18 protein-coding genes and 3 tRNA genes are annotated in these 19,586 nt (G+C 55.9%); 13 read left to right on the top strand and 8 right to left on the bottom strand.

The genetic code is table 11. The features are described 5' to 3' along the window. The first annotated feature begins 51 nt into the window (after window positions 1–51). From CDI07_RS02025 to CDI07_RS02010, 4 genes are read left to right on the top strand one after another with little or no spacing between them, the layout of a single operon-like run. On the top strand, window positions 52–789 hold the full coding sequence (locus CDI07_RS02025; RefSeq protein ID WP_088180015.1) for a glycerophosphodiester phosphodiesterase family protein: 738 nt from the start codon (window positions 52–54) through the stop codon (window positions 787–789). Continuing rightward, the gene (locus tag CDI07_RS02020; protein WP_088180014.1) at window positions 773–1,519 is read left to right on the top strand and encodes a glycerophosphodiester phosphodiesterase family protein; all 747 of its coding nucleotides are present in this window, start codon (window positions 773–775) and stop codon (window positions 1,517–1,519) included. The genes CDI07_RS02025 and CDI07_RS02020 overlap by 17 nt, the downstream gene beginning before the upstream one ends. Window positions 1,520–1,560: 41 nt before the next feature. After that, window positions 1,561–2,232: a hypothetical protein gene (locus CDI07_RS02015; RefSeq protein ID WP_088180013.1), complete on the top strand. Its 672-nt coding sequence runs from the start codon at window positions 1,561–1,563 to the stop codon at window positions 2,230–2,232. Then, window positions 2,211–2,912: a hypothetical protein gene (locus tag CDI07_RS02010; protein WP_088180012.1), complete on the top strand. Its 702-nt coding sequence runs from the start codon at window positions 2,211–2,213 to the stop codon at window positions 2,910–2,912. The genes CDI07_RS02015 and CDI07_RS02010 overlap by 22 nt, the downstream gene beginning before the upstream one ends. Before the next feature lie 11 nt (window positions 2,913–2,923). Here the strand turns inward: CDI07_RS02010 and CDI07_RS02005 are convergent, their stop codons facing one another. The 5 genes from CDI07_RS02005 to CDI07_RS01985 form a co-directional block, all read right to left on the bottom strand. Then, window positions 2,924–3,727, bottom strand: coding sequence for a hypothetical protein (locus CDI07_RS02005; RefSeq protein ID WP_088180011.1), 804 nt, complete (start codon window positions 3,725–3,727; stop codon window positions 2,924–2,926). Window positions 3,728–3,833: 106 nt separating this feature from the next. Next, the gene (locus tag CDI07_RS02000) at window positions 3,834–4,034 is read right to left on the bottom strand and encodes a hypothetical protein (RefSeq protein ID WP_088180010.1); all 201 of its coding nucleotides are present in this window, start codon (window positions 4,032–4,034) and stop codon (window positions 3,834–3,836) included. Continuing rightward, window positions 4,031–4,738, bottom strand: a complete 708-nt coding sequence (locus tag CDI07_RS01995) for a PrsW family intramembrane metalloprotease (RefSeq protein WP_088180009.1) — start codon at window positions 4,736–4,738, stop codon at window positions 4,031–4,033. Before CDI07_RS01995 ends, CDI07_RS02000 begins: the two co-directional genes overlap by 4 nt. A 45-nt stretch (window positions 4,739–4,783) precedes the next feature. Next, window positions 4,784–5,542, bottom strand: coding sequence for a hypothetical protein (locus CDI07_RS01990; protein WP_088180008.1), 759 nt, complete (start codon window positions 5,540–5,542; stop codon window positions 4,784–4,786). A gap of 47 nt (window positions 5,543–5,589) precedes the next feature. Next, on the bottom strand, window positions 5,590–6,270 hold the full coding sequence (locus CDI07_RS01985; RefSeq protein ID WP_088180007.1) for a metallophosphoesterase: 681 nt from the start codon (window positions 6,268–6,270) through the stop codon (window positions 5,590–5,592). A gap of 91 nt (window positions 6,271–6,361) precedes the next feature. On the opposite strand from CDI07_RS01985, the gene CDI07_RS01980 reads away from it, so the two are divergent. Beyond that, window positions 6,362–6,646 carry a hypothetical protein gene (locus CDI07_RS01980; protein ID WP_088180006.1) on the top strand — a complete coding sequence of 95 codons (285 nt, stop codon included), beginning with the start codon at window positions 6,362–6,364 and terminating at the stop codon, window positions 6,644–6,646. Here the strand turns inward: CDI07_RS01980 and CDI07_RS01975 are convergent. Beyond that, complete coding sequence (locus tag CDI07_RS01975) at window positions 6,638–7,315, bottom strand: HAD family hydrolase (RefSeq protein WP_088180005.1); 678 nt, start codon at window positions 7,313–7,315, stop codon at window positions 6,638–6,640. The two genes, CDI07_RS01980 and CDI07_RS01975, sit on opposite strands and share 9 nt — an antisense overlap. 127 nt (window positions 7,316–7,442) lie before the next feature. On the opposite strand from CDI07_RS01975, the gene gcvPA reads away from it, so the two are divergent. From gcvPA to CDI07_RS01960, 3 genes are all read left to right on the top strand, one after another. Further along, on the top strand, window positions 7,443–8,783 hold the full coding sequence (gcvPA, locus tag CDI07_RS01970; protein ID WP_088180004.1) for an aminomethyl-transferring glycine dehydrogenase subunit GcvPA: 1,341 nt from the start codon (window positions 7,443–7,445) through the stop codon (window positions 8,781–8,783). Beyond that, the gene (gene gcvPB / locus CDI07_RS01965; RefSeq protein WP_088180003.1) at window positions 8,784–10,292 is read left to right on the top strand and encodes an aminomethyl-transferring glycine dehydrogenase subunit GcvPB; all 1,509 of its coding nucleotides are present in this window, start codon (window positions 8,784–8,786) and stop codon (window positions 10,290–10,292) included. Between the two features lie 137 nt (window positions 10,293–10,429). Then, window positions 10,430–10,738 (top strand): hypothetical protein, encoded by a 309-nt coding sequence (locus tag CDI07_RS01960; RefSeq protein WP_088180002.1) that lies wholly within the window; start codon window positions 10,430–10,432, stop codon window positions 10,736–10,738. A 106-nt stretch (window positions 10,739–10,844) separates the two neighbouring features. Here the strand turns inward: CDI07_RS01960 and CDI07_RS01955 are convergent. Together CDI07_RS01955 and CDI07_RS01950 are read right to left on the bottom strand one after the other, a co-directional pair. Beyond that, window positions 10,845–10,922 (bottom strand) — tRNA-Ile (locus CDI07_RS01955). 5 nt (window positions 10,923–10,927) lie between these two features. Beyond that, window positions 10,928–11,003 (bottom strand) — tRNA-Asn (locus CDI07_RS01950). Window positions 11,004–11,104: 101 nt separating this feature from the next. Between CDI07_RS01950 and CDI07_RS01945 the strand changes: the two genes are divergently transcribed. The 5 genes from CDI07_RS01945 (at window position 11,105) to rpoA2 (ending at window position 19,573) form a co-directional block, all read left to right on the top strand. Continuing rightward, window positions 11,105–11,181: transfer RNA gene (locus CDI07_RS01945), tRNA-Thr, on the top strand. Between the two features lie 853 nt (window positions 11,182–12,034). Further along, window positions 12,035–12,283 (top strand): DNA-directed RNA polymerase subunit H, encoded by a 249-nt coding sequence (locus CDI07_RS01940; RefSeq protein WP_088181520.1) that lies wholly within the window; start codon window positions 12,035–12,037, stop codon window positions 12,281–12,283. Window positions 12,284–12,300: 17 nt separating this feature from the next. Further along, window positions 12,301–15,669: a DNA-directed RNA polymerase subunit B gene (locus CDI07_RS01935; protein ID WP_088180001.1), complete on the top strand. Its 3,369-nt coding sequence runs from the start codon at window positions 12,301–12,303 to the stop codon at window positions 15,667–15,669. A gap of 5 nt (window positions 15,670–15,674) precedes the next feature. Beyond that, window positions 15,675–18,392, top strand: coding sequence for a DNA-directed RNA polymerase subunit A' (locus CDI07_RS01930; protein WP_088180000.1), 2,718 nt, complete (start codon window positions 15,675–15,677; stop codon window positions 18,390–18,392). Window positions 18,393–18,397: 5 nt separating this feature from the next. Next, a complete protein-coding gene (rpoA2, locus tag CDI07_RS01925) occupies window positions 18,398–19,573 on the top strand; it encodes a DNA-directed RNA polymerase subunit A'' (protein ID WP_088179999.1) in 1,176 nt (391 codons plus the stop codon). Window positions 19,574–19,586 lie beyond the last annotated feature (13 nt).

Genomic DNA, 19,586 nt, shown 5'->3' with positions numbered 1-19,586 from the left:
AACCGCTGAGTTTATAAGGATTTTCGGTCTTCACGTGAGTAGGGACCGGGGATGGAGCAACCAAGCATCTTGGGGCACAGGGGGTTCAGGGGAAGGCTCGAAAACACTCTCCCGGCATTCAGGAGAGCGCTCAAATACGCCGATGGAATAGAGTTCGACGTCAGGCTAACCGGTGATGGAAAGCTGGTGGTACACCACGACGGCTCCTTCTACGCGGACGGCTCGATGTACAGGCTAAGGACACTGAGCCTGAGGGAGCTGCGGAAGCTGCACCCCCTCGGAAGGCTGGTTCCAACGGTCGAGGAGGTTCTCCGCTCCTTTCCGAATGTCCTCCTAAACGCTGACGTCAAGGAGACGGAGGCCGTTGAGGGAATCCTAAAACTCGTTGAGGAGCATGGAGCCCTTGAAAACACGGTGTTCTCCTCCGAGAATCCAGAGATAGTAAAGGTCATCATGAGGAAATGTCCAGAATGCAGGGTGGGACTCTCGATAGTCGGGTATTCCTCGGTTCCCTGGATACCGCGCCTCGGGGGCATGAGTTCAATCCACGTTCCGATAGACGCGGTCTCATACATCGGCTATAGGCCGCTGGTGGTCCTCCTACGGACCCTCAGGAGGCGCGGACTGAAGGTCTACATCTGGAACTACAGGATGAACGAGCTGGCCTGGGTTCCCAGGCTCCTGCCCCTGGCCGATGCGGTTATCTCCGATGATCCTGCCAGGCTGAGGAAAGGTTTTTACGTCAGAGACCTATCGGAAGGAGGCGATGGAGATGTGGGAACGCGATAGGGTTATCGTCCTTGGACACAGGGGGTACATGAGCGCCTACCCCGAGAACAGTCTCCTGGCCTTCAGAAAGGCCATAGAGGCAGGTGCGGATGGAATCGAGCTGGACGTATGGCTGACCCGGGACGGAAAAGTCATCGTCATGCACGACGAGAGCATAGACAGAACGAGCAACATGAGCGGAAACCAGAAGAACATGACGCTGGAGGAGCTGAAGAAGGCGGACATAGGCATGGGCGAAAGAATCCCGACGCTTGAGGAGGTTTTTGAGGCCCTCCCCGAGGATGCCTTAATCAACATCGAGCTCAAGGACACCGATGCGGCAGGGGAGGTCGCTAAAATAGTGGCTCAGAACGGCCCTGAGAGGGTTATGGTGTCCTCCTTCATCATAGATGCGCTCAGGGAGTACAGGAAGCACGACAAAGAGACCGTGATGGGACTGTTGATAGACCGCGAAGAGGTCGTTCCCCTTATTCCACAGCTGAAAGGGGAGCTCAACCTCTGGTCGATAAACGTTCCCATGGAGGCGATACCCCTCATCGGGTTCGAAAAGACTGTTCAGGCCCTTCACTGGGCGCGCTCCCTCGACCTCAGGGTGGCGCTCTGGGCCGAGAACGACGTTTTGTTCTACCGGGACGGCAACCTGGCCAAGCTCAGAGGACTGTTTGACGTCGTCATAGCGAACGATGTGGAAAAGATGCTGGAGTATCTTAAAACGCTTGGGCTCAGGTAAAACCTTTTAAAGTTCTTCTCTTTACTTCACATGGTGGGGATATGCGGTGGGGTCCGATTCTAATTCTCACTGCCATCTCCCTGATGCTGGCCGCTGCAATGGTGCCCCCCGAGAGGTATGCTCCTCCTCCCAAGCTGAGCGTGTATCCCAACCTCGAGGACTTCACGGAGGAGCTTGAGGAGCACAACGTAACGAAGCCCTATCTATGCGTGCCAGCTGAAAGGGTTCTCGTCACGTGTCACCTCCGCTCCGATCGGGAGCTGAACAGAACCATAACGGCGCTCGATAAGTTTCCACACTTCTCGATAGAACTCACCGATGGATACGATGAAACCGATGTCGTGGTCTTTAACAAAAGCGAGTTCTACTCCGCCCTTCCGGACACATGCCGCCCCTGGGGGAACGTTGAGCTGAAACCTGTTGAACTGGATCGAGAACGGCTGGAAAGGGAGCTGGAAGCCTACCGCGAGCTTGAGGGCCTGATTGACGACCCCACAGAGAGGGAGTTCATCCACAATCGCACCATCGTGTTGGAGGGGCTCCTGGGATTGAGGCAGAAAGAGCCGATCTGCAACGCAACGTTCGCCCACGTCATCCTGATGTACTCAGGCAGGAAGGAGAGCAACGCACCCCTGATGGCGGCCCTGTGGACGGGTGTCATTCTCACGGAAATTGCCGGGCTGGTGATGGTATGGAGGGAAAGAAGGGCCTGATACTCGCGGTGGCCCCGTTTGTGATTTTCATGGTCCTAGGCTCAATATTCGTCGGCACCTACTACAGGGAGAGGTCCCTGGCCCGCGAACAGGTCGCCGCGATGGATAAACTCGAAAAGGTCGGGGAAGAAAACGCCTCTTGGAGTGGGCTCTGTAACATCGTGGAGGTCTACGTTACGGTGAGGGACCGGGAGGATGCAGCAAGGCTGGAGGAGTTTCTCAGGGAGGAGAAAATAAGGGTCGCCGTTTCAAGACATGGGGAGAGATTCATATCCATGATGGGCAGGATTGCCCTTAAGGATGTTGAGGGGATCGTGGAAAAGGGCAGGGAGAACGGATGGGTGGCGGCGTATCACAACAACTCCGATTTCTGCGCCAAGAGGATTTCCGAATTTGAGCTGGAAAACCGGATAATATCCGCCCATCTGGATGAACTCTCCCCCGAGAGTAGAGAAATCCTCACAGGAGTTATGGAGAGTAACAGTGAGAGGATTGAGGAAATCGAAAACGAGATGAGGCTGTGGGCGGAGCTGGACATCATGGTGCAGGCGGGGCCTTCGTACACACCCGGAAGCTTCCACGACCTGTCGGGCTTCCTGGCGACGTGGGGCGTTGTGCTGGGAACTCCCTTCCTTCTGTGGTGGGTGTTCGGTGGTAAACAGGAAGAAGGGAAAAAATAACGGCGATGTTCTCACCAGAACATTTCACCAAAGTTGCTAGCGTTCTCTATTCCATTAGGAGCCGCTATATGCACCGGCTTGTTCACGTCCGAGAGCCTGACCTCCTCGTGAACCGTCATGTGAACTTCCACAGGCTCCACGGAGATTGCGGTTATCGTCATTACAATATCCATGTACGTCTCCATGAAGACCGGTGTTCCATCGTCCCTGAGGTGAACCTCAACCCACCCGGATTTCGTGTCCACGGTCACGTTGCCGGGAAGAGTTCCCCAGGTCTCGTCGAGGTAGCCGGTCTGGTTGGTGGCGTTAACGAACTCCCAGAAGGTAACGTTGACGCGGAAGGCGTATCCGTTGGCTAACTTTTTGATGGTCACGTTCTTCCTCTTCAGGAGGTTCTCGATGTAGGCAACGTTGAGTGAACCCTTCGCCTGGGAGTAGATGGTATCATTGCTGGAGACGCGGTACCACTTTCCATCCACGTTGATGTACGTGCTGGTGCCGTTGACGAAGTACGGCCAGTCAAAGTTGATGTCCATCCCCATGGTGTGCGTCTTTATGCTCATGTTGCCATTTTCCAGGCCGGCGGTCTTGTTGAACATCCCGATGACACGACCGGACATCGTTATGTTGACGGTCTTGTTTGTCCCCGGATCAACGAAGTGCATGGTCATTGAGAAGTTTTGGTCGTACCTGGCAGTTTCAATGTTGTTCAGGGCATTCAAAACCTTCTCCTTAGTCAAACCAACGTTCTCCCCGATGCATCCGCTTGCCAGCGCTATGAGACCAACCAGCAAAAGGGCCATAACCCTCTTCATGGTACTACCCTCCGTGGTTTCATTAGAATGTGCGTGAGTGGACTTAAATACTTTTTCTATTCAGATTTTGCATACCATCGAAAAGAGTCAGCAAAAAGTGGAAAGCTCAGAGTGCCTCGAACTTCTGAAGGAATATCCTTAGGTCGGTCTTAAAAGGCTCTTCGGCGCGCTCTATCTCCTCGTTGAGGAGCTGAAGAAAGTTTTCTTCATCAACGGATTCATCCCAGAGACGCTTTACCAGGTTTTCGAGCCTCTCGTAGTATTCCACGTACGGCCTCGCTTCAAACAGGGCCTCTTCCAGCTTCACATCTCATCCCTCCGTTTGAACCAGTAGTACCAGAGCCTGCCAACGTCCTCGGCCTGGCCCATTATCAGGAAGTAGCGGAGTATCGCGAGGTTCACGAGTATGAGCAGTATGAGGATGATGTTATACGCCGGAACCTCACGGCTCAGGAAGGCGTAGTAGTCCCAGATGAAGTGGAGGAGCATCGCGAGGAGGAAGTACGGCGTGACCGAGTCTATCTTTCCCTCGGCCTTCATTCCGTAGCCAACGCCTATCACCGCGCTCCAGGCGCCGTGGGCGAACGGCGTCAGGAACGCCCTCACGATGGTCACTGAGACACCGTATCCCAGCCCGTAGAGGAAGTTCTCCGTCGCGGCGAAGCCCAGTCCAGCGGCAACGCCGTAGACGAGACCGTCCATTATGCCGTCCATCTGACCCGCTTTAAACGGCCACCTGATGGCCAGGGCCTTTGCCGGCTCCTCAACGATTCCAGCAACCATCGCCACGTAGAAGGCCGTCGTCGGAAGAACCGGGGTGACGGCTCCCCCCAGCGTCAGGACGCTCTCTATCATGTACGCTATGCCGACCGAGACCGTCGCCCCCAGCAGGAAAGTCCCTATGACGTACCTCCTGGGCTCGGGCTCGTACCTGTCGGCGTGATAGAAGTACCAGAGTATCACCAGGGCAGGGGCGTATGCGAAGAACACTATAGCACTGAGGAAATCCATGCCTCACTTCACCAAAAGAAATTGGAGGGCTGAAAATTTAAAGGTTTAGCATTTTCCAAGGAGTTCCTCCAGGTCCAGACCCTGGCTCTCCAGGTAGTCCACAAGGGTCTCCGGGGGTTTCACCGAAACCGCGTTGACGTTCCTTATCTCTATCGTTATCTCGTCCACCCATCTCTGGTCTTCCTTCCTGTAGTACGCCTTCTGGGTTATCTCCACCGGGACGAGGTCCTTGGTCAGCTTAACCGTCACGGTACCGCTGTAGTCCTTCTCGCTCCCGCCCTCGCTCCAGATCGTGTGGTTGACCGTGATGAGATAGTAGTCGCCCTCCGTCGTCACGGTCGCGTTTTCGAGCGGAAAATCCTTCCACAGGTTGTCAAGAAGGGTCGAGTTCACCTCGGGTCCCTTACCGGCCTCATAGCACGAAAACTGCCAGTTCACGAGGCCGCTCTTGTTCGTCAGCGTTACGAAGCCGGCCTTGGTGGTGTAGTAGTAGATGGCATAGACCAGCTTGCCAGTCTTGTTGGCCACGGTGGCAGAGGACTTCATCTCGTTTTCCTTGTCTATGGCAACCGAGGAGTGGAGCGTCGCAACGAGTTTGGTTCCGTTGTACGTTTTAACGTCCATGACGTACTCATAGCTCTTTATCCCAGCAACGGCGCTCTCAAGCTGCTCCTTCGTGAAGGGCAGATTTTGGGTCGTCGTTGTGGTAGTAGTCGGGCTGCTTCCCCCAGAGGAGATGCACCCTGAAGCGAGAACCATGAGAACGAGCATCGCGCCGATGATTCCTAGGTACCTCTTTCTCATTCTATCACCCGGAGAATAGTTCAGCTCCCGGTATTAAAACCTTGGCATCAGAGCGAGCCCAAGACCCTGCTCAAGTCGGCGAGTCTGCCGAAGTCCAGGAGCTCCTCGTCCAGAGGGACCAGAACCCTCGCGCTGGAGACGTCATACGCCCTAAGGAATGGAGAGACTATCTCCCTGAGCACGTCGTTTCCGTACGCCCATGGGCTGAACGCGGGCAGGACTATCAGTTTCTCACCCATCAGGAAGACGGGCACCTTGACGAGCGCCCCCACCTCATCCCGGAGCCGTATCGATGGATGCTCGTGCCCTATGATGAAGCGCTCCCCATCGACGAGTTTGTGACCGTGAACCAGCTTCCATCCGGCGAGTTCGAACTCATCAACGATCTCAACGCCCAGCTCCCTGAGCCAGAGCGTTCCCACGTCGTGGTTCCCCTTCACGAGGATCAGCTCGTCAACCAAAGGCCCAACCTCTTCAACGAACGCCCTCAGCTCTTCCCTCTCCCGCCATTCGGGCACGAAGGAGTGCTTCAGGTCACCATCCACGACGAGGATTTTCGGCCTTTCCCGCTCGAGGAGAGACCTCAGCCTTCCAACGACTTCGTTGAACACTCGAGGCAGGTAAAAGCCCTCCCTCGCCATGCTGACCTCGTAGCCCAGGTGAAGGTCCGCTATGATGAGCGCCCTCCCGAGTTTCAGCGCTTTGCCCGGTAGCGGTGTGGGTCTCATGTGTTGGAGTTTGGCCTTCGGCTTTTAAACTTTGTTAGGGCAACCGAAAAGGTTTTAAATCTGTCCACAAAGGGAACAATGGTGAGTAAAAATGCCCTATGTTGGATTCGTGAGGAGCCCGCACGGGCCGGTCAAAACGTACGAACTCATACTGAGAGAGCTGGAAAGAAGGGGCTTTTCCATCGAGTTCTCAAAGCACCACTGGGCGGGTGACCTGCCCTTCGGCCTGGTGATGGCGGAAACGAACATGGGAGAGGTGGCCGTGAGGTGGGCCCTGGGAAGGGAGTTCACGCTGGAGCTCGAGGAGGTTGACAAGGAAACCTACGACGAGTTCGTCGAGGACACCATCGAGTACACCAACGCAGACTCAGGCTGAGCGCTCCTGTTTTATCCTTTCTATAACGTCGAATATGCTCCACAGGTCCCTTATCACGTGGAGGTGCGGAATTAAGGCGAGCCTCTCGCGGTTCTTCTCAACGAACTTCGCGCTGAACGGGAAGTAGTACCAGACGTACTCCGTGTTCTCATCGCCGTGCCCTATGAAGCGCCAGGGCTTGTCATCCACCCAGACGAATATCTCGTCCCCATACTTCTCCCGAACCTCTCTGAAGGCCTCATCTATGGTCATCTCACGGCCGAAAACTATAACGTCGTCGAATAGGTCGTAGATGCCCATCTCCCTGAGCCTCCGGACCTTCATGCCGTCAATGAAGTCCTCCGCCGAGAAGGAGATTACCGTGTGCCCATCCTCCTTGAGTTTCTTCAGCAGTTCCGGAGCATCGTCGAGGGGCTTGCTCAGCTTTGCCCTCTCCTCGAACCAGGTTTCGAAGAACTTCGTGCGCAGAAAGAACGGGGGCTTTGAGGTCTTCTTGTGGCTACCGAACGTGGGTCTCTCAAAGTAGTTCTCAAGCTTCGTGAGGGCCTTGGCCCAGAAGCCCTTGAAGGGCAGCCAGCGGTAGCGCCTCTCCAGAGCCCGTCTGAACGCCTCCTCAATGCACGAGTAAGTGTCCGCCAGTGTTCCGTCGAAGTCGAAGGCTATTATCATGATGACCCCTCCCAAAGCTCTCCAATCGGGGCTTTAAGGGTTTTTCTTTTGTGGGCCTGAACACAAAGCATATAACAATCCCAACCTTATTTTCCCCCGACTGTCTTAAAGCTAGAGGGTGATAGGCATGGGAAGGCACTACCTCCCCAACGCTGCGCATAAGGAAGAACTTGCCAAGGAGATTGGTTTCGCCTCCGTTGAGGACCTCTTTTCCGACGTTCCTAAAGGTATGGTCAAGGAGTTCAACCTCCCGGAGGGTAAGAGCGAATACGAGGTTTTTCTCGAACTCAACGAGGTTCTCTCCAAGAACAGAACAGTTCTTGAGATGCCCAGCTTTCTCGGAGCCGGGACGTACTTCCACTACGTTCCAGCCCACGTGAAGTACCTCATCGAGAGGAGCGAGTTCCTGACGGCTTACACCCCTTACCAGCCTGAGGTAAGCCAGGGCATGCTCCAGGCCCTCTTCGAGTACCAGAGCCTCATCGCAGAACTTGTTGGCCTTCCGATAGTCAACGCCTCGATGTACGATTGGGGAACCGCCATGGCCGAGGCGGCCCTGATGAGCGCTAGGGTTAAGAAGAGGAGCAAGTTCGTAGTCCCGAAGGCCCTCAGTCCAGAGAAGAAAAAGGTTCTGCACACCTACACCGCGGGCCCCGGGCTGGAGATTGAGTACGTGGACTGGAACGAAAACGGCCAGGTGGACATCGAGAAGCTTAAGGAGGCGGTTGACGGCGCCGCCGGAGTATACGTAGAGATTCCAAACTTCTTCGGAATGCTTGAGGAAGAAATCGCCGCCATCGGCGAGATAGCCCATGACGCGGGAGCGCTCTTCGTGGTCGGCGTTGACCCAACGATCCTCGGCGTGGTGGAGGCGCCCGGGGAACTCGGAGCCGACGTCGTCGTCGGTGAGGCCGCCTACTTCGGAAACCAGATGAACTTCGGCGGTCCGAGGGCGGGAATATTCGCGGTTAGGAACGATAAAAAGCTCATACGCCAGATGCCGGGAAGGATAATCGGAATGACCAAAGACGCCGATGGAAAGAGGGCCTTCGTCATGACCCTCCAGACCAGGGAGCAGCACATAAGGCGCGCCAAGGCGACCTCGAACATCTGTTCAAACGAAGCCCTAGTGGCGGTTGCCGCGGCGATACACCTCGCGACCCTTGGCCCGAAGGGCTTAACCGAGCTCGGAGAGGTCATCCTCAAGAACACCGCCTACCTCAAGAAGAGGCTTTCGGAGGTCGCCGAGATTCCCTTCAAGGGCGTCAACTTCAAGGACGTTCTTGTGAGGTTCGGCAAGCCCTACAATGAGATACACGGGGCCCTTCTTGAGAGGAACATCCACGGCGGTTACTACATAGGGGAGCACTTCCCGGAGCTGGGAGAGAGCGCCCTCTTCGCAGCCACCGAAACGACGAGAAAGGAATGGGTCGATGCACTCATCGAGGCCCTCAAGGAGGTGGCCTGAATGTTCCGCCAGGCTAAATGGGATGAGCCGCTCATCTTCGAGCTTTCCCGCGAGGGAAGGATCGGCTACACCATGCCGAAGCCAATTGAGGACGTCAGCGTTGAGGTTCCAGAGAAGCTGAAGAGAAAGAGCCCCCTCAACCTTCCCCAGCTGAGCGAGCCGGAGGTCGTCAAGCACTACACCCGCTTAAGCGAGATGAACTACGGCGTTGACTCGGGCATATATCCGCTCGGCTCGTGCACCATGAAGTACAACCCCAAGATAAACGAGGAGATAGCCGGCCATCCGGGAGTTGCCTACGTCCACCCCTACCAGGACGAGAGAACCATCCAGGGAGCGCTAAAGATAATGTGGGAGCTGGAGCAGTGGTTGAAGGAGATAACCGGCATGGACCGCTTCACCCTTCAGCCGGCCGCCGGAGCGAACGGCGAGTTCACCGGAGTAATGGTCATTCGGGCCTACCACCTCGACAGGGGAGACACCCAGAGGACAGAGATGCTCGTTCCAGACTCTGCCCACGGAACGAATCCAGCAAGCGCCGCTATGGCGGGCTTCAAGGTCATCGAGATACCCTCCAACGAGAACGGAACCGTTGACCTCGAGGCGCTGGAGAACGCCGTGAGCGAGAGAACCGCCGGATTGATGCTCACGAACCCCAACACCCTGGGCATCTTCGAGGACGAGATACTCGAGATAGCGAAGATAGTCCACAAGGCAGGTGGGCTTCTCTACTACGATGGGGCAAACCTCAACGCGGTTCTCGGAAAGGTCAGACCAGGGGATATGGGCTTTGACGTCGTGCACCTCAACCTTCACAAGACCTTCTCGACCCCGCACGGCGGCGGCGGTCCCGGCAGCGGGCCGGTCGGTGTCAAGGACTTCCTCAAGGACTACCTGCCGGTTCCGCTCGTGGGATACGACGAAGAAAACGACCTTTACTACCTTGACTACAACGTACCCAAGAGCATAGGCAAGGTGAAGGAGCTCTACGGCAACTTCGCGGTGATGGTGCGCGCACTCACCTATCTCAAAGTCATGGGCAGGGAAGGTCTCAGGGAGGTCAGCGAGATAGCCGTTCTCAACGCCAACTACATCACCCAGAAGCTGAAGGGCACCCGCGGCTACGAGCTGCCCCACAAGGAGCTCAGGAAGCACGAGGTTGTGTTCAGCGCCGAGCCCATGAAGAAGGAAACAGGGGTTAAGGCCCTTGACGTCGCCAAGAGGCTCCTCGACTTTGGCCTACACGCGCCGACCATATACTTCCCGCTGATAGTCCACGAGGCCCTGATGATAGAGCCAACCGAGACCGTCAGCAAGGAGGAACTCGACGCGTACGTCGAGGCCCTCAAGAGGATAAGCGAGGAGGCCTACAGCAACCCGGAGATCGTCAAGAGCGCACCTCACAACGCCGCCGTGAGAAGGGTGGACGACGTTCTAGCCGCCAAGAGGCCAATAATCACCTGGCGCATGTACAGGGAGCTGAAGGAGAAGGGAGAGGTCGACATCTGAACCAGCCACCATTATCTCTCCTTTTTGGTTATCCTTTTCTCCATTTCTGACCCCAGTTACCCAAATATGCACCAAAAAGTTAATAAATACTCGCCCGAATCTATATGTAATAGAAAAGTTGCATATGGGTGATAGAAATGAACAAAATCGTGGGGAAGTATAAAACCGTTCATTATGAGGACGTTGTCGAGGAGTACGAGGTGCCGGTTAGGGGGTTTCTTTTCAGGGACGGTCGGCTTGAGGGGGTGTACGTAAAAGGGGGCATCCTTCCGGTCACGGAGGAGCTTCCCAGGGACGTTCATGAGGACATACTCCGGGGGAGGAGCAACAAGAAGCTACTCGTGAGGGAAGTAAGGTACGCGGGAGCGGAGGTTCTTGAGGTCTACATCCAGGATGATTACAGAACGTGGCCAGTTTACGTGACCAAGCTTCCAGAGGGGAGTTGAACGTATTCCGCCACTGACGGGGCTTCCACTCAAAAAAGCACTTCTGGAAGCAGTACCCACCAAACGAGGTTTATCCGCTCAGACAGCGTTTTTCAGAAGAGTTTCATGGTGGGCCCGGGGGGCTTTGAACCCCCGACCACGCGGTTATGAGCCGCGCGCTCTGACCAGGCTGAGCTACGGGCCCATGAATGGCGCCGCCGCCCGGACTCGAACCGGGGACCGCCGGATTAACAGTCCGGCGCTCTACCGACTAAGCTACGGCGGCACGACCCAATGTAGGGAATACAGAGGGGATTTATAAAACTTACGGTGATGGCCAGGCTGGAGAGAAAACTTTATATTCAGCCCCGTTGCTCTTAAAACCGTGCCCCGGTAGCCTAGCCTGGCGGGGCGGCGGACTTGTAATCCGCCGGTCGCGGGTTCAAATCCCGCCCGGGGCTCCATTACAGCCCTTTGCTTCGCAAAGCGCTGGCGGAAAGATGGCGTGCAATTTTAAAAAGCGTATTTTCTACGTGGTTTACTCTTCAATTGCTAGTCTCACAACGTTTCACTCTCCACAAGGCGTTCAAAGAACGCCAGAATAAGAGTGAAACCGAATTAATGGCTCGTTTTAAAGTTAAACCCTCCTCACAGGCAAATTTCAAAATGCACGCTCTAATTCCTGCCAATTTAATAGAAATAAAAACCATTTTAGCCTTTTATCTTCGCGAAGGATTCCCTCTGAAGGGCTTCTTTGAGTTAGGTTGGATCTGCCCAAAAAATCATAAAATTTCCGAGGATCTTTGTTGACTGCTAGTCCAGTAGGTGCCAAGCAGAGCTAGGAAGCGTCAAGATTTTCAGCAATTAGGGCACAAGATTTGGCCGTTCGCGTGGATACACTCCCATAGGGGCACATTCAGGATTTAGGGGCCTTTTGTCTCCCCAATTTTTACAAAAAACCGACCAAGTTTTACCCATGTTTTGTCGGAATATGGCAACTAAGACCTCTAAAAGATAGCATAACGACAATCTTTTTCAGTGAAAGATGTCAAAACTCCAGCAGGGTTGGGGAGTTTAGTCAGTTTTCAAGAAGTTCGAACATCGAACCCGTGCTGAGCCTTTATAAGCCTTTCCCAGTAAAGGTGAACATAAAGGTGCATCAAGGTAGCTTTCCGGCATGGAAAAAGGTTCTTAAACTTTTCGTAACCGATATAAACCCCTGTGAGCGAGTTATCACTCGAAAAGCTTATATACCGAAACCCACAGGTGGGAGGTAGTGATAATCGTTCTTAAAAAATGTTAAGGGGGCAATTCTCGGTGGCGGCGAAAAAAGAATTTGATATATTCACTCACGAGCTGGTTCCTGAGCACAGAATACTCAGCGAGGAGGAGAAGGCTGAGCTCCTCAGAAAGTACAGAATCAGGATTTCCCAGCTTCCGCAGATCAAGGCTTCAGACCCTGCTGTTGTTGCTCTCGGCGCAAAGCCCGGAGACGTTCTTGAGATCAAGAGGAAGAGCCCGACGGCGGGCTACTATTACTACTACCGCCTGGTGGTTGAGGACTGATTCTGTGAGGTGAGATTATGGCATCGAGAGGACCGACCGTTGTTGATGTTACTCCCGACGACCTCTGGCTCGTTATGGAGGCATACTGGAAGGAGAAGGGACTGGTTAGACAGCACCTTGACTCTTACAACGCCTTCATAGACTACGGGATGCAGAAGGTCATAGACGAGTTCGGCGGCATCAAGCCGGACATCCCCGATTTCGAGGTTAAGTTTGGAAAGGTTCGCCTCGGCGAGCCCGAGTTCCAGGAAGCCCAGGGGCAGAGGAAGCCCCTCTACCCGATGGACGCAAGGATCAGAAACCTGACCTATTCTGCCCCGCTGTACCTTGAGCTCATTCCCGTCGTCAACGGCATCGCCCAGGAGGCCGTCGAGGTTCGCATCGGAGAGCTTCCGATAATGCTCAAATCCAAGGCGTGCAGGCTCTACGGTCTCAGCGACGAAGAGCTGATAAAGCTCGGCGAAGACCCGAAGGATCCGGGAGGATACTTCATCATCAACGGTTCCGAGAGGGTTATAGTTTCTATCGAGGACCTCGCCCCGAACAAGACCCTGGTTGAGAGGGACGAGAGGCAGAACAGGGTGATAGCCAAGTGCTTCTCTTACAGGCACGGCTACAGGGCTTTAATAACCGTCGAGAGAAGGAAGGACGGAATTCTCTACGTCAACATCCCGAACGTTCCAAGGCCCGTCAAGTTCGTCTACGTCATGCGCGCGCTGGGCGTTCTCAGCGATAAGGAAATCGTTGAAGCTGTGAGTGACGACCCGCGCATACAGCAGGTTCTCTTCGACAACCTTGAGGACGCAAGCGACATAACCACCCAGGAGGACGCTCTCGACTACATAGGAAAGCTCGCCCTCCCCGGCCAGCCGAAGGAGTACAGGCTCAGAAGGGCCCAGCACATAATAGACAACAACCTCCTGCCCCACATGGGCGTTGAGGAAAAGGACAGGAGTGCGAAGGCCTACTACCTCGGCATGATGGCCCTCAAGGTTCTGGAGCTCTCCCTTGGACTCCGTGGCGAGGACGACAAGGACCACTACGCCAACAAGAGGCTTAAGCTCGCTGGAGACCTTTTGAGGGACCTCTTCCGTGTTGCCTTTGGTCAGCTGGTCAAGGACATGCAGTACCAGATGACCAAGACATACCAGAGGAAGGGTGAGCGCTACACCTTCGAGAACATCCAGCGCTTTGTGAGAAACTCCATAAGACCGGACGTCCTCAGCGAGAGGATAGAACATGCTCTCGCTACCGGCGCATGGCCGGGCGGAAGGACCGGTGTGAGCCAGCTTCTGGACAGAACCAACTACATGTCAACCCTTTCTCACCTCAGGCGCGTTACTTCCCCGCTCAGCAGGGATCAGCCCCACTTCGAGGCGCGTGACCTTCACGGAACCCACTGGGGTAGGATATGTCCGACGGAAACTCCGGAAGGTCCGAACTGTGGTCTCGTCAAGAACCTCTCCCTCATGGCCCAGATAACCACCGGAATTCCAGAGGAAGAGGCCAGAGACTATCTGAACAGACTCGGCGTTATCCCGATAGAGGAGCAGAGACCGAACCCTGAGCTCTGGCGCGTCTACCTCAACGGAGTTCTGATAGGAACCGTGGAAGATGGAGAGGGACTCGTGAACAGAATAAGAACCGACAGGAGAAGCGGAAGGATAAGCGACGTCATAAACGTCGCCATCTACCAGGATGAGGAGGTCAGGGAGATATACGTCAACAGCGATGACGGCCGCGTCAGAAGGCCGCTCATCATAGTCGAGAACGGCAAGCCGAAGCTCACCAAGGAGCACATCGAGGGAATAAAGAACGGCACCCTGACCTGGAGTGAGCTCGTAAAGATGGGCGTCATCGAGTACCTCGATGCAGAGGAAGAGGAGAACGCCTACGTTGCCACCTGGCCGTGGGAAGTCACCGAGGAGCACACCCACCTCGAGCTTATGCCCGCCGCGATACTCGGTATTCCGGCTTCACTCGTTCCGTATCCGGAGCACAACGCGGCCCCGCGTAACACATACGGCGCAGGTATGGCCAAGCAGAGCCTCGGTCTCGGCTGGGCCAACTTCAGGATTCGCGTTGACACCCGCGGGCACCTCATGCACTACCCGCAGGTTCCGCTCGTCAACTCAAGGATAATGAAGGCCGTCGGTTTCGAGGAGAGGCCTGCCGGTCAGAACTTCGTGGTCGCTGTGCTGAGCTACGGCGGATACAACATGGAAGATGCGGTCATCATGAACAAGGCCTCCATAGAGCGCGGTCTTGCTCGCTCAACCTTCTTTAGAACCTACGAGGCCGAGGAGAAGAGGTACCTCGGTGGGCAGACCGACCGCTTCGAGGTTCCAGACCCGACAATCCAGGGCTATCTCGGCGAGAAGTACTACAGGCACCTCGACGAGGACGGTATAATCTTCCCGGAGTCAAAGGTCTCCGGCAAGGACGTCCTCGTTGGAAGAACCTCACCGCCGAGGTTCCTTGAGGAGCAGAGTGGCCTCGGAGGCATAATCCTCCAGGAGAGGCGCGAAACGAGCGTTGCCGTCAGGCCAAGCGAGAGGGGCATCGTGGACAAGGTTATCCTGACCGAGACGGGCGACGGAACCAAGCTCGTCAAGGTAACCGTGAGGGACCTCCGTATTCCCGAGTTCGGAGACAAGTTCGCTTCGAGGCACGGTCAGAAGGGTGTCATAGGCCTCATCGTCCCGCAGGAAGACATGCCCTGGACCGAGAGCGGAATAGTGCCGGACCTCATAGTTAACCCGCATGGTATCCCGAGCCGTATGACCGTCGGACAGCTCATAGAGGCCATCGGCGGAAAGGTCGCGGCATTGAAGGGAAGGAGAGTTGACGGCACTGCATTCATCGGAGAGCCGGAGGAGAAGCTCAGGAAGGAGCTTGAGGAGCTCGGATTCAAGCACAGCGGCAGGGAAGTCATGTACGACGGCATAACCGGAAGGCGCCTTGAGGCGGACATATTCGTGGGTGTCATCTACTACCAGAGGCTCCACCACATGGTCGCTGACAAGATGCACGCAAGGAGCAGGGGTCCGGTGCAGGTTCTCACCAAGCAGCCGACCGAGGGAAGGGCCAGAGAAGGTGGTCTCAGGTTCGGTGAGATGGAGCGTGACGTCCTCATCGGCCACGGTGCTGCGATGCTGCTCATAGAGAGACTGCTCGAAGAGAGCGATAAGACCGAGGTATGGGTCTGCGAGAGCTGTGGACATCTGGCACTCGAAGACAAGCGCAGAGGAAAGGTCTACTGCCCGGTCTGTGGAGAGGAAGAGAAGATAAGCAAGGTGGAGATGAGCTACGCCTTCAAGCTGCTGCTGGACGAGCTGAAGGCGATGGGAATAAGGCCGTCTCTCAATATAGTTGACAGGGTGTGATTGCCATGCAGTCGATGAAAAAGGTCATCGGAAGTATTGAGTTCGGAATCCTCTCACCCCAGGAAATCAGAAAGATGAGCGCGGCCGAGATAACCGTCCCAGACACCTACGACGATGACGGTTACCCGATAGAGGGCGGCCTCATGGACAAGAGGCTGGGTGTCATCGATCCGGGACTGCGCTGTGAGACCTGTGGAGCGCGCGCCGGAGACTGTCCCGGCCACTTCGGCCACGTCGAGCTGGCCAGGCCGATCATCCACGTCGGATTCGCCAAGACCATCCACCGCGTTCTGGAGAGCACCTGCCGCGAGTGCGGAAGGATAAAGCTCACCGAGGAGGAGATAGAGGAGTACACCCACAAGTTCGAGGTCATGGGCGACAGGAAGAAGGCCAAGGACAGGCTCATCAAGGAGATTCACAAGAAGGCCAAGGAGAGGATGGTCTGCCCGCACTGTGGTGCTCCCCAGTTCCCGGTCAAGTTCGAGAGGCCTACCATCTACTGGGAGCTCAGGAAGGACGAGGAGGGCAACGAGTACAAGCACAGGATGATGCCAAGCGAGGTCAGGGACAGGCTTGAGAAGATACCCGACAAGGACCTGCACCTCCTCGGCCTGCACCCGGAGAAGGCCAGGCCAGAGTGGATGGTCCTCACGGTTCTGCCGGTTCCGCCGGTTACTATGAGACCGTCCATCACCCTCGAGAGCGGCATTAGGGCTGAAGACGACCTCACCCACAAGCTCGTTGACATCATCCGTATCAACAATCGCCTTAAGAGCAACATCGAGGCCGGTGCGCCGCAGCTCATCATCGAGGACCTCTGGGACCTCCTCCAGTACCACGTCACCACATACATCAACAACGAGACCTCAGGCATTCCGCCGGCCAAGCACAAGAGCGGAAGGCCCCTCAAGACCCTGGCACAGAGGCTCAAGGGTAAGGAGGGACGCTTCCGTGGAAACCTCAGCGGTAAGCGTGTCAACTTCTCTGCCCGTACGGTCATCAGCCCCGACCCGATGATAAGCATCAACGAGGTCGGCGTTCCGATAGCGGTAGCTATGGAGCTCACCGTTCCAGAGAAGGTCACCGAGTTCAACTTCGAGAAGCTCAAGAAGATGGTCCTCAACGGGCCCGAGAAGTATCCGGGCGCCAACTACGTTATAGACCCAGAGGGAAGGAGAATCCGCCTCATGGAGAACAACCTCGAGCTCATCGCAGAGAAGCTCGACCTAGGCTGGACGGTTGAGAGACACCTGCTGGACGGCGACATAGTCCTCTTCAACAGGCAGCCGTCCCTTCACAGGATGAGTATAATGGCCCACCGCGTTAGGGTTATGCCCTACAGAACCTTCCGCCTCAACCTCGCCGTTTGCCCGCCGTACAACGCGGACTTCGACGGTGACGAGATGAACCTCCACGTGCCGCAGACGGAGGAGGCTCAGGCCGAGGCGAAGATACTCATGGAGGTTCAGAACCACATTATCTCGCCGCGCTACGGTGGCCCGCTCATCGCAGGAATCCAGGACCACATATCCGGCGGCTACCTGCTCACGCGCGAGGGCGCCTACTTCACCCGCTCAGAGGTCGAGCAGATGCTCATGTTCGCCGGCGTTGACGTGGACAAGCTTCCGAAACCTGACAAGGTCGAGAACGGCGTCGAACTCTGGAGTGGAAAGGTTATATTCTCCCTCCTCCTGCCGGACGACCTCACGATCTGGTACCGCAACAAGCTCTGCGACGAGCCGGAGCGCTGTGAGGCTCTCGAGAAGCTCATAGAGGAGAAGCTCATCCCCGACGAGGAGGAGGTCAGAAAGCTCGCCTACGACGGCTTCACCTACATCCTCAACGGAAAGCTCCTCAGCGGTGCGATAGACAAGAAGGCCTACGGAAGGGAGGACGGAAAGCTCCTCGACCTCATAGTGAGGGAGTACGGCGTCGAGAGGGCGAGGCAGTTCCTCGACCAGGTCACCAAGCTCGCGATCTGGGTCATAACGCACAAGGGCTTCACGACCGCGATAGACGACGAGGACCTTCCGAGCGAGGCCCTCGACAGGATTCACGAGATAATACGCGAGGCTGAGGAGAGGGTTAACAGGCTCATAGAGGCGTACAAGAACGGCGAGCTCGAGCCGCTGCCGGGTAAGACCCTCGAAGAGACTCTGGAGAGCAACATAATGGCCGTTCTGGCCGAGGCGCGTGACAACGCAGGTAAGGTCGCCGAGAGGTACCTCGGTATGACCAACCACGCAGTCATAATGGCCAAGACCGGTGCGAGGGGTAAGATGCTCAACATCACCCAGATGGCGGCGATGCTCGGTCAGCAGTCCATCCGTGGAAAGAGGCTCTACCGCGGCTACCGCGGAAGGGTTCTCACGCACTTCAAGCCCGGTGATTTGGGAGCCAGGGCGAAGGGATTCGTCACCAACTCCTACAAGAGCGGTCTAACCCCGCAGGAGTACTTCTTCCACGCGATGGGTGGTAGAGAGGGACTGGTCGACACGGCCGTCAGGACCGCCCAGAGCGGTTACATGCAGAGGAGGCTCATCAACGCGCTCCAGGACCTCAAGGTGGACTACGACGGAACCGTCAGAGACCCGACCGGAATCATCGTTCAGTTCAAGTACGGCGAGGATGGAATAGACCCAATGAAGAGCTGGGGAGGCAAGACCGTGGACGTTGATAGGGTGATTGTAAAAACCCTGCTCAAAGTGAGGGGGAAGGGGTGAGATAGATGGTCGCCGCAAAAACCATCAAGAGCATGGTTGACAAGGCCGAGCTTCCCGACAACATCAAGGAAGAGCTCTACAACAAGCTCATTGAGTACAACAAGAAGTACAAGCTCAAGAAGGCCGAGGTTCAGGCCATCATAGACGAGGCCGTCAAGGAGTACCAGAGGGCCCTCATCGAGCCGGGCGAGGCGATAGGAACAGTCGCCGCGCAGTCCATCGGTGAGCCGTCAACGCAGATGACCCTCAACACCTTCCACTACGCGGGTGTCGCGGAAATCAACGTCACCCTCGGTCTGCCGAGAATTATCGAGATCGTTGATGCCAGAAAGAACCCATCAACGCCAATCATGACCGTCTACCTCGACGAGAAGCACCGTTATGACCGCGAGAAGGCCCTGGAGGTTGCGAGGCGCATTGAGGGAACGAGCCTTGAGAACCTCGCAAGGGAGATGAGCATAGACATCCTCAACTTCGAGTTCATAGTTGACATAGACCCGGAGAGGCTTGAGAAGGCCGGTCTCGACATGGAGAGGATTCAGAGGAAGCTAGAGAGCTCCTTCAAGAGCGCTGAATTTGAAGTTGACGGCTACACCGTCATAATGCGCCCCAAGAAGGTCGGCAAGCTCTCCGACCTGAGAAGGCTCTCCGAAAAGGTTAAAAAGCACCGCCTTAAGGGTCTCTCGGGCGTCGGAAAGACCATCATAAGGAAGGAAGGCGACGAGTACGTCATCTATACCGAGGGCTCGAACTTCAAGCAGGTCATCAAGGTTCCGGGCGTTGATCCGACGAGGACCAGAACCAACAACATCCACGAGATCGCCGAGGTGCTCGGCATCGAGGCGGCAAGAAACGCCATCATCGAGGAAATCGTCAACACGATGCGCGAGCAGGGTCTTGAGGTCGACGTCAGGCACATCATGCTCGTCGCCGATATGATGACGCTCGACGGCGTGATACTGCCCATAGGCAGGCACGGTATAGTTGGGGAGAAGGCCAGCGTGCTTGCCAGGGCTGCTTTCGAGATCACCACCCAGCACCTCTTCGAGGCGGCTGAGAGGGGTGAAACCGACCCGCTCAACGGTGTCGTCGAGAACGTCCTCATCGGACAGCCCGTGCCCGTCGGTACGGGAATCGTCAAACTGGCAATGAATCTCCCCCTGAGACCGAAAAGGGAGTAGGGAGGTGTAGTTA

The sequence above is a fragment of the Thermococcus sp. 5-4 genome (assembly GCF_002197185.1).
GTDB classification, from domain to species: Archaea; Methanobacteriota_B; Thermococci; order Thermococcales; family Thermococcaceae; genus Thermococcus; species Thermococcus radiotolerans.
This window is presented reverse-complemented; position numbering and strand designations above follow the sequence as displayed.